The organism is Deltaproteobacteria bacterium PRO3, from assembly GCA_030263375.1.
Taxonomy (GTDB): domain Bacteria; phylum UBA10199; class UBA10199; order DSSB01; family DSSB01; genus DSSB01.
In genome coordinates this window covers 1-13,576 of record SZOV01000081.1, presented here as the reverse complement: position 1 = coordinate 13,576, position 13,576 = coordinate 1, and the positions used below count along the sequence as shown (strand labels likewise).

The following is a 13,576-nucleotide window of genomic DNA, read 5'->3' as shown; positions in this document are numbered from 1 at the left end:
GCCCTTGCCTTCCAGCAGGTCCAGGCGGCGTCGGGCCTGCCCCGCGACCTCGGCGTCGCCGTTCGCCGCCAGCTCGGCATAGACCTTCGCGGCGGCGCCTAGGTCGCCGCGGTCCTCGCGGCGCAGGGCCCATTGCAGGAGGCCCTGTGCGAAGAGCCTGGGGTCCTTTTCTTGGAGCAGGGCGTGGAACTCGGGATCTTGTCGGAAGGCCTCGCGCAGGAAGGCGAAGCGCGGGGCCTCGCTGGGACGTGGCGCTGCCGCTGGCAACGTGGGTTGTTTAGGGGGCAAGGAAGGGACGAGCAAGGCGGACTCCGTCTTTGCCCGCAAAGTCCCCCTAAGACTTTGTCGAGCCGTGGCCTTCGAGCCCGAAATTAGAATTGGATGCCTGATTTTCGACGGGGCCCTTCGGATGTTGCCAGGGAAGGGTAAAATCAATCTAACTTATTGAAAAACAATAAAATTATTTTTTGAAATTTTCTGTACGCTTCTCTTAGGCAAAAGAGGCGACCCCTCCTTATAATGTTAGGCATCCGTGCAAAGGAGGTCTCTTGGTTCAGCCCTTTTGGGAATGGCGGAGTTTGGGGGAGGGCCCGCTGGTGGCGAGCGCCATCCACGACGGCCACGAGTTGCGTCCGGAGGTGGCGGAGCGCCTCGCCTTGTCCGCGGCGGAACGCCGTCGCGAGGAGGATCCCTTCACGGTGGAGTGGACCGCCGTCGCGCCGCACCGCATTCTGGTATCGCGCTCGCGTTTCGAGGTGGACCTGAATCGCCCCCGAGACAGGGCCGTCTACCTCGCTCCGGAGGACGCCTGGGGCCTGCGGGTTTGGAAAGAGCCGCCGAGCGAAAAAATCTTGCGGGACTCGCTGCGCGAATACGACGCCTTTTACGCGGGCGTCGAAGAACGCCTGCGTGGGTTGGAGCGGCGGCACGGCCGTTTCGTCCTCTTCGACATCCATTCCTACAACCACCGTCGCGGCCACCCCGCGGCTCCGCCGGAAGACACGGAAAAAAATCCTCAGGTGAACGTCGGCACCGCCTCGGCCGACCGCGCGCGCTGGGGACGCCTGATCGAGCGCTTCGTCTCGGACTTAAGCGCGGCGGACTTTCTGGGGACGCGCCTCGATGTGCGTGAGAACGTCAAATTTTTCGGCGGGAATTTTCCACGCTGGGTCCACAAGGCCTTTCCCGAGACGGGCTGCGCCCTGGCGCTGGAGTTCAAAAAGATCTTCATGGACGAGTGGAGCGGGGTCCCGGACCCGAAGAAGATCGAGGCGATCCGCGCCGCCCTGGCCGCGACCGCGCCCGGCGTGCTGGAAGAGTTGGCGAAAATGGGAGGGACGCGATGAAGTCCGCGCACGCGCCGTTGACGGCCGAGTGGTTCCGTGAGGTGGAGGCCCGCCTCGCCGAGGGCCGGCCCGTGCGCCGCAGCCTCCCGCGCGGCGGCCGCCTACACATCGACCGGCACCTGCCTTTCCTGTGCGTCTACCGCGATCCGCCCGGTAAGACGCCCGGCGGCACCGAGCGGCTGATCACCGGCGAGGCCTCCTATTTGGTCGCCTCCGCGGCCCCGGAGCTGCGCCGCAGCCTCGAACGGTTGATCGAGCTGATCGTCCGCGTCCAGGAGCGGGAGTTCGGAGCCTTTCTATTGCTCGAGCTCTGGGCGGGGCCGCCGAAGGGCAAGGCCGCGGTGACCCAGGAGGAGCTGCAGCCGGCCTTCACGATCCGCGCCCGCGAGAGCCGCGAGCTCTCGCCGACGCTGCACGCGCTGGAGGCCTCGCTTAAGGAGGGCGCCCGGCCGCGCCGCGAGGCCAAGGTTTGGTTTCACCCGGGGGAGCCCGAGTGGCCGAAGGGCCTCGCGCCGCTGCTTTCGCCCAAGCGCGCCGCGGCTCTGCGCTGCCACCTCATCGGCCTCGAGGTGCGGCCGATCTACCTGCACCCCAAGACCCGCGAGAGCTTCCCGCTGGTGCGCCGCGCCCTGCAGCGGTTGCTGGGCCGCGCCTTCAAGCTGGCCTTCTTCGAGTTCGTCAAGACCCGTACCACGCACCAGCCGCCGCATTTTCTGGCCCTGGGCCGCCGCTCGATGGTGAAGGCGGTCTGGGAGGTCGACCGCCGACTGGCCGAGATCAGCTCGGCCTACGATTTCTTGTTGCTCGTCACGCCGGTCAACGCGCAGCAGGCCTGGCTGGCCTTCAAGCGCGACAAGTACGCGCGGGAGCCGGTCTTCCATTATCGCCCCATCCCGGTGGACCCGCCGCTGCTCAAGCGCCGCCTCTACGACATTCCCATCGAGCGCGTGGAAGACCCCACGCTGGCGACCCTGTTCCGCGAGAAGCAGGAGGAGATGGACCGCGACCTGACGATGCTGGTCGATCGCGGGACCTCGCGCTTCCTCTATGGCAGCCTCCAGCTCTACGGCGGCGCCGGACCGGGCCTGCTTGCCGTCGCGCATCGCCTGCTAAAGTCTTTTCCGCCGCGCAGCCGCGAGTCGCGCCCCGGTTGGGAGTTGGACGCCAAGGCCTTCGCCGAGCGGGCTCGCGAGGAATTCGCTTATTATCGAAATAAATATCCCAAGTTCACCGCGAGGGTGGAGATCCGCGACGATATCGCCTCAGGCCTCATGGTCTCCCGCGGCCATCTCTTGGTCGGCGCGCACACGAAGATTCCGGTTTCCCGCGTCGAGGCCCTGCTCAATCATGAGGTGGGGACGCACTTGGTCACCTATTATAATGGCCGCGCCCAGCCATTCCGCCAGCTCTATTCGGGCCTCGCCGGATACGAGGAGCTGCAGGAGGGCCTCGCCGTCCTCGCGGAATACTTGGTGGGCGGCTTGAGCCGCCCGCGCCTGCGCCTGCTGGCCGGCCGCGTGGTGGCGACGAAGGCGATGGTCGACGGCGCGGACTTTCTCGAGACCTTCCGCCTGCTCACGGAGGATTACGGCTTCGAGCGCAAGGGCGCCTTCACGGTCACGCTGCGCATCTTCCGCGGCGGCGGGTTGACCAAGGACGCGGTCTACCTGCGAGGGGTGACGGCGATCACGCGGTACCTGCGCGACGGGGGTCCCCTGGAGCCGCTCTTTGTGGGCAAGATCGCGGCCAATCACGTGCCGATCATCCAGGAGCTGCAGTGGCGCAAGGTCCTGAAGCCGCCGCCGCTGATGCCGCGCTACATGGAGCGGCCGGAGAGCGTGAGATTGCTCGAACAACTGCGTCGGGGCGTCGACGTCCTCGACCTGCTGAAAAGGAGAGGCCTATGAGACTGGGATTCGTGGTCAACGACATTCAGACCGAGGAGCCCGGCTACACGACGACGCGCCTGGCGATGGCGGCCTTGAACCGCGGGCACGAGATCTGGGTGTTGGGCGCGGGCGATTTCGCCTACGACCCCGACGAGAACATCCACGCCCGGGCGCGGACGGTGCCGAAGAAGAAATACAAGTCCTCGGAGAATTTCTTGCGGGACCTGCAGGGCAAGCAGGCTAGGCAGGAACGCATCACCGTCGACGATCTGGATGTCCTGATGCTGCGCAACGACCCTTCGGTGGACTTGGTGCACCGCGCCTGGGCGCAGGCGGCGGGTATCACCTTCGGGCGGGTGGCCATGCGCCACGGGGTCATCGTGCTCAACGACCCGAACGGCCTGAGCAAGGCCCTCAACAAGATGTATTTCCAGCTCTACCCCGAGGAAGTCCGGCCCAAGACCCTGATCACCCGCGACCGCGAGGAGATCAAGGCCTTCGCCAAAACCCACGGAGGCAATATCGTGCTGAAGCCCTTGCAAGGGTCCGGGGGGCAGGGGGTGTTTTTAGTGAGGTCGGACGACTTGTCCAACATCAATCAAATGATCGAAGCCCTGACCCGGGATGGCTATATCATCGCCCAAGAATATCTTCCGATGGCGGAGGAGGGGGACACGCGGCTGTTTTTGATGAACGGCCAACCGCTGAAATACAAAGGGAAGTACGCCGCATTCCGCCGGATCCGCACCGGCGAGGACATGCGCAGCAACGTCCACGCCGGCGGCAAGCTTCGCCAGGCCGTGATCACCGATACCGCGCTCAATATCGCAGAGATCGTCCGTCCTCGCTTGGTCGAGGACGGGATGTTCCTGGTGGGACTGGACATCGTGGGAGACAAACTGATGGAGATCAACGTCTTCAGCCCCGGCGGCCTGGGCAGCGCGCAGAAGTTCGAGGGCGTCAACTTCACCCACGCCGTTATCGAGGCTCTGGAGCGGAAGGTGGAATACATGGGCTATTACCGGCGGCTCTTCGACAACCGGGAAATGGCGACCTTGTAAGCGTCCGCCTTTCGCTTGATCTTTCCGGGCTTTTCCCGCTAGGACAGGTCCCGGAGAATTTCCCATGTCGTTACAAGCCTGGCTCTGGACCGGTTTTCTCATCTTCATCATGGCGATGCTCTTGCTGGACCTGATGGTCTTCAACCGCAAGTCGCACACCATCCGCATCAAAGAGGCCATCCTCTGGAGCATCTTCTGGATCGTCTTGGCCCTCATTTTCAATGCCGGGATTTGGTACTTGGAGGGCCACGACCTGGCCTTGCAGTTCTTGAGCGGCTACCTGGTCGAAAAGTCGCTAAGCGTCGACAATCTCTTCGTCTTTCTCCTGATCTTTTCCTATTTCAAGGTACCCGGGATTTACCAGCATAAGGTACTGTTTTGGGGCATCTTCGGGGCTTTGGTGTTTCGCGCCATCTTCATCTTCGCCGGCATCGCCCTGCTCGAAAAATTCCATTGGCTCATGTACATCCTGGGAGCCTTCCTGGTCGTTACAGGGGTCAAGCTGATCTTCGAGCAAGAGAAGGAGATCCATCCCGAGAAGAACCCCATGCTCAACCTCGTGCGCCGCATGATCCCGGTCACGCCCAATTACGAGGGAGACCGCTTCTTCCTCAAGCGGGCCGGCAAGCTGATGGCGACGCCGCTCTTCATCGTCTTGGTGGTGGTCGAAACCACCGACGTCGTCTTCGCGGTCGACTCGGTTCCTGCGGTGCTGGCGATCAGCCGCGATCCCTTCATCGTGTTCAGCTCCAACGCCTTCGCCATCCTCGGGTTGCGCGCCCTGTTCTTCGCCTTGGCCGGGATGATGCAGGCCTTCCACTATCTGCACTACGGCCTCGCCGCGATCCTGGCCTTCATCGGCGTCAAGATGATCCTGTCGGGCTGGTACAAGATCCCCATCGCCTACGCCTTGGGCTTCATCGCCCTTTCGCTGATTCTCTCGTCCTTGGCCTCGGTTTTTTGGCCGAAGAAGGAGCCGCCCGTGGCCATCGAGCCGCCGCAGGCGCACTGAGTTTCAGGCCTTTCTCCTGTTAATCGGTTTTTTTTCGCCTCGACGGTGTCCCAACCCAGGGATGACCTCGCCATGTCGATCCGCCGCGGATCGCCGCTTCGCCCCGCCGCCGCAATTTCCTCTTGATATATCTTCGGAAAGAAATAATAGTTAGTAGTACTAAATATATATGAAAACGCCACGACCCTTCGCCTCGGCCCAAGACGCCGTTCCCCGCAAGGTCCTGACCGGCCTGGCCAAGCTGGCCCTCGCGCTCAAGAGCGCCTCTTGGCGGGAGGCCGGGCCGCGGGCCCTGACGCCGACGCAGGGGCAGATCCTGGCGATCCTGAACGCCAAGGGTGACTTGCGGCTGGGGGAGGTCGCGGCGGACCTGGGCGTCAAGCCGGCCACGGCCAGCGTGGCGGTCGAGGCCCTTGCGGAGAAGGGTCTCGTTTCTAAGCGATGGTCGCATGCGGATTCGCGGGCGCTGGTGATCCGTCTGAGCGCGGGGGGCCGGCGGGAGGCGAAGCGGGTGGCGACCTGGCCGGATTTTCTCCTCGATGCGGTCGCCTCGCTCTCCGAGGCCGAGCAGGAGGTCTTTCTCAAGGCGCTGATCAAGATGATCAGGGGCTTGCAGGAGCGGGGCGAGATCTCGACGGCGCGGATGTGCGTGGGCTGCCGCTTCTTCCGGCCCTCGGTCCACGCCGATCCCGAGCGGCCGCACCATTGCGCCTTCGTCGACGCCGCCTTCGGCGACGGGCAGTTGCGGCTCGACTGCGCGGACTTCGAGGCCGCCGCGCCCGAGGAGGCGCGGGAAAATTTTCTCAAATGGTCGAACGGATAAAGGAGGAAGCCATGAAAAAAGCGGTCTTCTATCACGCCGGATGCCCGGTCTGCGTCAGCGCGGAACGGCAATTCGTCGCCGCGCTGGATCCAAGGCAATACACGGTGGAAGTCGTGCACTTGGGCGAGAGCAAAGGGCGCCTCGCCGAGGCCGAGCAGGCGGGGGTCAAGTCGGTGCCGGCCCTGGTTATCGACGGACAGCCCTTCCACATCAATTACGGGGCCTCGTTGAACGACCTGCGTTGAGGTGCGGGGCGCGATATATCGGCGATCTGTCCTCGGTGGGGGCGAACACAAGGTTCGCCCCTACGACCGAGATCGCCGTTGCGCATATATTTGCGCCTCAAAGGCCTTCGAGTAAAACGGCGTTGGATTTCATGGCGGAGAGCCGGAGCTCTTTGAGTTCCCGGTACTCGTCCGAGAAATACCACTGACGCGCGCGGTCAAGGTTGGGGAACTCGATCATGACGGGGAACGTGGGTCGCCACTGGCCTTCCATGAGTTCCACCTTGCCTCCTAGAACGACATAGCGGCCGCCGTATTTTTCGACCACCGGCGCTACCCGCGATTTGTACTCCTCCAGCTTTGCGGCATCGATGACTTCCAAGTTGTCGAACAGACAGTATGCGGACATGATGAACCTCCGGAGTATTTGCTGCAGATGGGACGTTTTCCCGTTCATGCACGTGGGTGGGCCCTTATTTCAAGCGTTTCAAAACGCCCTTGGGCTTCACAATGTTTTTGTAGTCCCACTGAATGGCGGCGGCTTTCTTCAACCAAGCCTGGAGAGCCTTCAGTGCGAGGAACCTCATGGTTTGGGGCCGACGTCGTTGTTGGATTCCTCGCTGCGCCTCTTGATCTCCCGGCACAGCCCGGAAAAAATCGCCTTGTGCATCGGGTAGAGCAGGTACCAGTAGAGCAGACCCGGCAGGCCCCTCGGTTCGAAGTAGGCGGTCTGCACGAAGAGCGAGTGGGAGTCCGCGCCTGCCAGCGGTTCCGCTTCCAGCTGCAGCCAGGCGCGGCCCGGGAGCTTCATCTCGGCGCGCAATCGGAGGAGCCGGCCGGGCAGCACCTCCTCGACGCGCCAGAAATCGAGGGCGTCGCCCGGAACCAGCTGGTCGGGATTGCGCCGGCCGCGCCGCATCCCGGGGCCGCCGACCAGGCGGTCGAGCAGGCCGCGCAGCCGCCAGGCCCAATTCGCATAGAACCAGCGCCGCTCGCCGCCGATTCCTGAAAAGACCTCGAAGACCCGTTCGGGCGGGGCCGCAATCTCCGTCTCTCGGACCTCCAGGATCATCCCTTCCCGTTTTTCCAGCCGCGAGGCCGGCGGAGAGCCGGGCTTGAAGGAGGTATGGGAGCCCGACCAGATCGTCTCGACTTGTCCCTGGCTGATGCGGTCCAGGGCGAGGCGTACCGCCGCCTCGTAACCCATCGGCCGGACCGAGAAGACTTCCAAGGCGGAGCGGTCGCGGCAGACGACGTCATGTTTGAGGCCGTCGATCAAGGGGCGCGAGATGGAAGCGGGGATGGGTGTGACGAGATCCACCCAATAGGAGGAGAGTCGCGGCGTCAGGACCGGCACTTCGATCAAGCTTCGGCGCAGGCCGCGGACCCTCGCATAACCGAGCATCATCTCGCGGTAGGGCAGGACGTCGGGGCCGCCGATCTCGAAGACCCGCCCCGCGCTCTCGGGGCGCTGGAGTGCCTCGATCAGGTAGGCCAGCACGTCGCGCGCGGCGATGGGCTGGCAGAGGCTCTTCACCCAACGCGGGCAGATCATCACGGGGAGGCGTTCCGCGAGGTAGCGGATCATCTCGAAGGAGATGCTGCCCGAGCCCACGATAATCGCGGCGCGAAACTCCGTCACCGGGACGCCGCCTTCGCGCAACAGCGCCCCGACCTCATGGCGGCTTTCCAGGTGCGGCGAGAGCGAGGTCTCGTCGGCCCCGAGGCCTCCCAGGTATATCAGGCGCTTCACCCGCGCGTCTCGAGCCGCGGCGGCGAAATTACGGGCGGCCTGACGGTCCCGCTCCTCGAATCCCGCTTCGCCCGCGCGCATCGAGTGCACCAGGTAATAGGCGAGGTCGATGCCGCGCAGCGCCTCGCGCAGGCTCTCGGGTTTCAGCACGTCGCCTTGGACGATTTCCGCCCCATTCCAGGCACGGCCCTTCAGGTTTTCGGGTTGGCGGGCGAGGCAACGGACGAAGTGTCCCTTCTCGAGCAGGCGTGGGACCAGGCGGCCGCCGATGTAGCCGGTGGCGCCCGTGACCAGGATGCGGAGCATTGGACAATTCCTTTCGAGGACGGGTAGACTCGCGCCCATCATTCTAAGGAGGAGCCCTATGCATCGCAAAGGCCTTTTTGCGCGCTTCGCCTCCGCCGCGGCCCGCCGCGCCGGGCAACCCGCCGCCTTCGGGATAGCCTGCCTGATTATCCTCGCCTGGGCTCTCACCGGGCCGGTCTTCCACTTCAGCGACACCTGGCAGCTGGTGATCAATACCAGCACCACCATCGTCACCTTCCTCATGGTGTTCCTGATTCAAAACACCCAGAACCGGGACAGCGAGGCCATGCACCTCAAGCTGGACGAGCTGATCCGCGCCAACCGCGAGGCGCACAACGCCCTTCTCGACCTGGAAGAGCTGACGGAGCAGGATCTCGACCGCATCCGCGAGAGCTACGCCCGGCTGGCGCGGCAGGCCCGCGAGCGCCTGCGCGGCGGCGCCAAGGACGAAGGCATCGTGGAAGTGGAGCTGTGATGGGCGTATCTCCGACGATCCTGTGGTTCCGCCTCGACTTGCGGTTGGCGGACAATCCCGCGCTGCAGGCCGCCCTGCGGCGCGGCGGGCCGATCCTGCCGGCCTTCGTTTGGGCGCCGGAAGAGGAAGGGGCCTGGGCACCGGGCGGGGCGAGCCGCTGGTGGCTGCACCAGTCGCTGCGCGCGCTTGCTGAGGCGCTGGAGAAGAAAGGTGCTCCGCTGGTGATTCGGCGCGGCCCCGCGGCGCAGGTCCTGGCGGCTCTCGCGCGCGAGATCGGGGCCGGCGCCGTCTTCTGGAACCGCCGCTACGAGCGCGAGCTCATCCGCCGAGATTTCGCGCTCCAGGAGTCGCTGCGCGCCGAAGACCTCGAGGCCGAGAGCTTCAATGCCGCGCTGCTCTTCGAGCCCTGGGAGCTCAAGACGCAGTCGGGCGATCCCTACAAAGTCTTTACGCCCTTTTGGAAGTCTTGCCTGCAGCGTCCCGAGCCGGCGGCCCCCGCCCCGGAGCCGAGACGGCTCGAGGGATGTTCCAAAAAGATCGCATCGCTCCAGCTCGAAGCGCTCGCGCTGGAGCCTAAGGTCAACTGGGCCACCGGAATGTGCGCGGCCTGGAGCCCCGGGGAGGCCGGGGCGCGGCGCGAGCTGCAACGATTTTTGGCCGATGCCGTGTCGAACTACCTCGAGGATCGGGACAAGCCCGGCCGGGTCGCGACCTCGCGGCTCTCGCCGCATCTTCATTTCGGGGAGATCGGGCCGCGCCAGGTCTGGCATGCCGTCCGGGAGGCCGCCGCGCACGACCGCCGCGCGGGCGCCCAGCGCGGCTCCGAGGGCTACTTGCGCGAGCTGGGCTGGCGCGAGTTCGCGCATCATCTCCTCTACCACTTCCCGCATACCGCCGAGCAGCCGCTGCGTCCCGAGTTTGAAAAATTCCCCTGGCGTCGTGACGCCGCGGCCCTGCGGGCATGGCAGCAAGGCAAGACCGGCTACCCCCTGGTCGACGCGGGGATGCGCGAGCTCTGGACCACCGGCTGGATGCACAACCGCGTGCGGATGATCGTCGCCTCCTTCCTGGTCAAGGACCTGCTGATCCCCTGGCAAGAGGGTGCGCGTTGGTTTTGGGACACGCTGGTCGATGCGGACTTGGCCAGCAACAGCCTCGGTTGGCAGTGGACCGCCGGCTGCGGCGCGGACGCGGCGCCCTATTTCCGCGTCTTCAATCCCTGCACGCAGGGCGAGAAGTTCGACCCGAATGCCGATTACGTTCGCCGCTGGGTGCCCGAGCTGGCCCGGCTCCCCGACGCCTGGATCCACCGGCCCTGGGAGGCGCCCCCCGAGGTCCTAGCCAAGGCCGGCGTCGTCTTGGGAAAGGACTACCCGAGCCCGATCGTCGATCACGCCGCGGCACGGGATCTTGCGCTGCGGGCCCTCGAGACGATAAAGAAGCGATAAGAAAGCAATCCATGAACGACTTTTTGAAAACCGCCCCCCGCGGCCGCGGCGCCGCCGAGAATCCGCCCAACCGCTTCGAGCGGCTCGCCTGGGAGGACGACGCCGAGGCCTACGACCCGGAGGCGCCCGGGCCGCAGACGCGGTTTTTCAAGGACAGCTCCAAGTCCTTGATCGTTGCCAACGACAGCCCCGACATCCCCTTTGAGGCCAGCCTCAACGTCTACCGCGGCTGCGAGCACGGCTGCGTCTACTGCTACGCCCGGCCCTACCACGAATACCTCGGCTTCTCCGCCGGCCTCGATTTCGAGACGAAGATTATGGTGAAGGAAAACGCGCCCGCGCTGCTGCGCCGCGAGCTTGCCTCGCCTCAATGGGAGCCGAAGGTCCTCGCGATGAGCGGGGTCACCGATTGCTATCAGCCCGTCGAGAAGAAGCTTCGCTTGACCCGCGCCTGTCTCGAGGTCTTGGCCGAGTTCCGCAACCCGGTGGGGATCGTGACCAAGAACCACCTCGTGACCCGCGACCTCGACCTGCTCGCCGATCTGGCCCGCGATCGGGCGGCGGCGGTCTTCGTTTCCGTCACCACCCTGGACGCCGAGCTCGCCCGCAAGCTCGAGCCGCGGGCCTCCTCGCCGCGGCACCGCCTCGAGGCGATCGAGGCCCTGGCCAAGGCCGGGGTGCCAGTCGGCGTGATGACCGCGCCGATTATCCCGGCCCTCAACGACTCGGAGATCCCGGCCATCCTCAACGCCGCGGCCCGGGCCGGGGCGCGTTTCGCCGGCTACGTGATGTTGCGGCTCCCTTTCGGGCTCAAGGGGCTCTTCGAAAACTGGCTGGAAGAGCACTTCCCCGACCGCAAGGCGAAGGTCCTGCACCGCCTCGAGTCGCTGCGCGGTGGGAGGCTCAACGACCCGCGCTTCGGCCGGCGCATGACCGGGGAGGGGGCCTTCGCCGAGCAGGTCGCGGCCCTCTTCGCGATGGGGAAGAAGAAGGCCGGCCTCAAGGATCGGGGGCCCGAACTCTCCGTTGCCGCCTTCCGCCGCCCCGCGGCCCCGCAGCTGAATCTTTTTGGATAATTTCCGATTGGGGGACTGGGCGAATTTCGCTACACTAGCGCGACACCCGAAAGGTAGCGCCATGTTTCAAGCCAACATGCCTTATCGTTTCTTGGGCCGCTGCGGCGCCAAGGTCAGCGCCTTCGGTCTCGGCGGCTGGACCACCTACGGCGGCAGCGTCACCGACGAGAAGACCATTCGAGACATTATCCATGCCGCCTACGAGGCCGGGGTCAACTTTTTCGACATCGCCGACATCTACGCCAAGGGCGAGTCGGAGCGGGCGATGGGCAAGGTCCTGCGCGAATTCCCCCGCCACGAGCTGGTGATCTCCAGCAAGGTCTTCTGGCCGATGAGCGAGGACGTCAACGATCGCGGCCTCTCCCGCAAGCATATCCTCGAGTCCGTCGAGAAGAGCCTGAAGCGCATCGGCACCGATTATCTCGACATCTATTTCTGTCACCGCTTCGACCCCGAGACCCCGCTCGAGGAGACCGCCCGCGCGATGGACGACCTGGTCCACCAGGGCAAGGTCTTGTATTGGGGGACCAGCGAGTGGAGCGGCGAGCAGCTGCGCGAGGCGCATCGCCTCTGCGAGACGCGAAACCTCTACCGCCCCCAGGTCGAGCAGCCGCAGTACAGCCTGGTCGAGCGCCGCAAGTTCGAGCGCGACGTCCGCGCGGTCGCCGACGAGCTGGGCATGGGCCTCGTGGTCTGGAGCCCCCTGGCCTCCGGCCTGCTCACTGGCAAGTACGACGCGGGTATTCCGGCGGGCTCGCGCCTGGACAAGATCGCCTGGTTGCGGGAGGGGATTCTGAGTCCCGAGCGCGTCGCGCAGGTGAAGCGTTTCAAACAGATAGCCGACGAGCTGGGTTGCAGCCGCGCCCAGCTGGCCCTGGCTTGGGCCGTCGCGCAACCCGGAGTCTCCAGCGTGATCACCGGCGCGACCCGCGTCGAGCAATGGACCGAAAACCTGGGGGCCCTCAAGCTCGCCCTTTCGCCGGCGACCTTGAAGGCCTTAGACGACCTCTTTCCGATTTAAGGAGCCGATCATGACCCCCATCTTTTTAGGCAGGGACGCCAAGGGACAGCCCTCGGCGCTCGAATTGCGCATGTCCAACCGCCACGGCCTGATCGCCGGCGCCACCGGCACCGGCAAGACCGTCACCCTGCAGCGCCTCGCCGAGGACTTCGCCCGCGCCGGAGTTTCGGTCTTCATGGCCGACGTCAAGGGAGATCTCTCGGGGCTGGCCCAGGTCGGCCAGCCCGCCGGCAAGATCCAAGAACGGATCGCCGAGTTGCAGATCCCCGGCTACCAAAACCGCGCCTACCCGACGGTCTTTTGGGATATCTACGGCAAGAAGGGCCACCCGCTGCGCAGCACGGTCTCCGAGATGGGTCCGATCTTGCTCAGCCGCGTCTTGAACCTCAACGAGACGCAGGAAGGGGTGCTGCAGGTCGTTTTCAAGATCGCCGACGACCATGGGCTCTTGCTCCTCGACTTGAAGGACCTGCAGGCCATGCTCACTTGGGTCTCCGACAACGCGAAGGAGCTCAAGTCCGAGTACGGCAATCTCAGCCCCCAGACCCTCGGCACCATCCAGCGCCAGCTCCTGGTGTTGTCCGAATCCGGCGGCGAGGTCTTCTTCGGCGAGCCCACGCTGCGCCTCGAGCACCTGATGCAGAAGGATTTCTCCGGCAACGGCGTGATCAGCGTCCTGGACGCCACGCAGCTGATGACCGACTCCAGGGTCTACACGACCTTCATGCTTTGGCTCTTGTCCGAACTCTTCGAGCAGCTGCCCGAGGTGGGCGATCTCGACCGGCCCAAGCTGGTTTTCTTCTTCGACGAGGCGCACCTCCTTTTCAAGGAGGCGCCGAAGGCCCTACTGGAGAAGATCGAGCAGGTGGTGCGCCTGATCCGCTCGAAGGGGGTCGGCGTCTACTTCGTGACGCAAAATCCGCTCGACATCCCCGAATCCGTCTTAGGCCAGCTCGGCAATCGCGTGCAGCACGCGCTCCGCGCCTTCACCCCCCTCGACCAGAAGGCGGTCAAGGTGGCGGCCCAGACCTTCCGGCAGAATCCCGAGATCGACGCTGAAAAGACCATTACCGAACTCGGCGTGGGCGAGGCCCTGGTCTCGCTGCTCGATCACGACGGGAAGCCGACGCCGGTGCAGCGCG

14 protein-coding genes and 1 pseudogene are annotated in these 13,576 nt (G+C 65.0%); 11 read left to right on the top strand and 4 right to left on the bottom strand.

Annotated elements, in window-relative coordinates:
• On the bottom strand, nt 1-303 hold a 303-nt coding region (locus tag FBR05_11865), incomplete at its 3' end, for a hypothetical protein (GenBank protein MDL1872879.1).
• A gap of 293 nt (nt 304-596) precedes the next feature.
• Here FBR05_11865 and FBR05_11860 point away from each other — a divergent pair.
• The 6 genes from FBR05_11860 to FBR05_11835 all read left to right on the top strand — a co-directional run bounded on the left by FBR05_11860 (nt 597) and on the right by FBR05_11835 (nt 6,376).
• Complete coding sequence (locus tag FBR05_11860; protein ID MDL1872878.1) at nt 597-1,346, top strand: N-formylglutamate amidohydrolase; 750 nt, start codon at nt 597-599, stop codon at nt 1,344-1,346.
• Complete coding sequence (locus FBR05_11855) at nt 1,343-3,253, top strand: flavohemoglobin expression-modulating QEGLA motif protein (protein ID MDL1872877.1); 1,911 nt, start codon at nt 1,343-1,345, stop codon at nt 3,251-3,253. Before FBR05_11860 ends, FBR05_11855 begins: the two co-directional genes overlap by 4 nt.
• Nucleotides 3,250-4,296 (top strand): glutathione synthase, encoded by a 1,047-nt coding sequence (locus FBR05_11850; GenBank protein ID MDL1872876.1) that lies wholly within the window; start codon nt 3,250-3,252, stop codon nt 4,294-4,296. Before FBR05_11855 ends, FBR05_11850 begins: the two co-directional genes overlap by 4 nt.
• A gap of 64 nt (nt 4,297-4,360) precedes the next feature.
• Nucleotides 4,361-5,308: a TerC family protein gene (locus FBR05_11845; protein ID MDL1872875.1), complete on the top strand. Its 948-nt coding sequence runs from the start codon at nt 4,361-4,363 to the stop codon at nt 5,306-5,308.
• A 169-nt stretch (nt 5,309-5,477) separates the two neighbouring features.
• Nucleotides 5,478-6,131, top strand: a complete 654-nt coding sequence (locus tag FBR05_11840) for a winged helix-turn-helix transcriptional regulator (GenBank protein MDL1872874.1) — start codon at nt 5,478-5,480, stop codon at nt 6,129-6,131.
• A gap of 11 nt (nt 6,132-6,142) precedes the next feature.
• Nucleotides 6,143-6,376, top strand: a complete 234-nt coding sequence (locus FBR05_11835; protein MDL1872873.1) for a thioredoxin family protein — start codon at nt 6,143-6,145, stop codon at nt 6,374-6,376.
• Nucleotides 6,377-6,473: 97 nt separating this feature from the next.
• Here the strand turns inward: FBR05_11835 and FBR05_11830 are convergent, their stop codons facing one another.
• From FBR05_11830 to FBR05_11820, 3 genes and pseudogenes are all read right to left on the bottom strand, one after another.
• Complete coding sequence (locus FBR05_11830; protein ID MDL1872872.1) at nt 6,474-6,764, bottom strand: DUF1330 domain-containing protein; 291 nt, start codon at nt 6,762-6,764, stop codon at nt 6,474-6,476.
• Nucleotides 6,765-6,828: 64 nt separating this feature from the next.
• Nucleotides 6,829-6,924, bottom strand: a pseudogene (locus FBR05_11825) (DUF1801 domain-containing protein).
• 14 nt (nt 6,925-6,938) lie between these two features.
• On the bottom strand, nt 6,939-8,414 hold the full coding sequence (locus FBR05_11820) for an SDR family oxidoreductase (protein ID MDL1872871.1): 1,476 nt from the start codon (nt 8,412-8,414) through the stop codon (nt 6,939-6,941).
• 58 nt (nt 8,415-8,472) lie between these two features.
• Between FBR05_11820 and FBR05_11815 the strand changes: the two genes are divergently transcribed.
• The 5 genes from FBR05_11815 to FBR05_11795 form a co-directional block, all read left to right on the top strand.
• Nucleotides 8,473-8,889 carry a low affinity iron permease family protein gene (locus FBR05_11815; GenBank protein MDL1872870.1) on the top strand — a complete coding sequence of 139 codons (417 nt, stop codon included), beginning with the start codon at nt 8,473-8,475 and terminating at the stop codon, nt 8,887-8,889.
• Nucleotides 8,889-10,337: a deoxyribodipyrimidine photo-lyase gene (locus tag FBR05_11810; protein MDL1872869.1), complete on the top strand. Its 1,449-nt coding sequence runs from the start codon at nt 8,889-8,891 to the stop codon at nt 10,335-10,337. Before FBR05_11815 ends, FBR05_11810 begins: the two co-directional genes overlap by 1 nt.
• Nucleotides 10,338-10,348: 11 nt before the next feature.
• On the top strand, nt 10,349-11,413 hold the full coding sequence (locus FBR05_11805; GenBank protein ID MDL1872868.1) for a PA0069 family radical SAM protein: 1,065 nt from the start codon (nt 10,349-10,351) through the stop codon (nt 11,411-11,413).
• Between the two features lie 61 nt (nt 11,414-11,474).
• Entirely contained in the window at nt 11,475-12,434 is a 960-nt protein-coding gene (locus FBR05_11800; protein ID MDL1872867.1) for an aldo/keto reductase, read from the top strand.
• 10 nt (nt 12,435-12,444) lie between these two features.
• Nucleotides 12,445-13,576, top strand: a 1,132-nt coding sequence (locus tag FBR05_11795) for a DUF853 family protein (protein MDL1872866.1), incomplete at its 3' end; no start/stop codon positions are given.

Excerpts from the sequence above, each read along its gene's own strand:
- FBR05_11855 (MDL1872877.1), top strand. The coding sequence starts at position 1,343 with ATGAAGTCCGCGCACGCGCCGTTGACGGCCGAGTGGTTCCGTGAGGTG.
- FBR05_11850 (MDL1872876.1), top strand. The coding sequence starts at position 3,250 with ATGAGACTGGGATTCGTGGTCAACGACATTCAGACCGAGGAGCCCGGC.
- FBR05_11845 (MDL1872875.1), top strand. The coding sequence starts at position 4,361 with ATGTCGTTACAAGCCTGGCTCTGGACCGGTTTTCTCATCTTCATCATG.
- FBR05_11840 (MDL1872874.1), top strand. The coding sequence starts at position 5,478 with ATGAAAACGCCACGACCCTTCGCCTCGGCCCAAGACGCCGTTCCCCGC.
- FBR05_11835 (MDL1872873.1), top strand. The coding sequence starts at position 6,143 with ATGAAAAAAGCGGTCTTCTATCACGCCGGATGCCCGGTCTGCGTCAGC.
- FBR05_11830 (MDL1872872.1), bottom strand. The coding sequence starts at position 6,764 with ATGTCCGCATACTGTCTGTTCGACAACTTGGAAGTCATCGATGCCGCA.
- FBR05_11820 (MDL1872871.1), bottom strand. The coding sequence starts at position 8,414 with ATGCTCCGCATCCTGGTCACGGGCGCCACCGGCTACATCGGCGGCCGC.
- FBR05_11815 (MDL1872870.1), top strand. The coding sequence starts at position 8,473 with ATGCATCGCAAAGGCCTTTTTGCGCGCTTCGCCTCCGCCGCGGCCCGC.
- FBR05_11810 (MDL1872869.1), top strand. The coding sequence starts at position 8,889 with ATGGGCGTATCTCCGACGATCCTGTGGTTCCGCCTCGACTTGCGGTTG.
- FBR05_11805 (MDL1872868.1), top strand. The coding sequence starts at position 10,349 with ATGAACGACTTTTTGAAAACCGCCCCCCGCGGCCGCGGCGCCGCCGAG.
- FBR05_11800 (MDL1872867.1), top strand. The coding sequence starts at position 11,475 with ATGTTTCAAGCCAACATGCCTTATCGTTTCTTGGGCCGCTGCGGCGCC.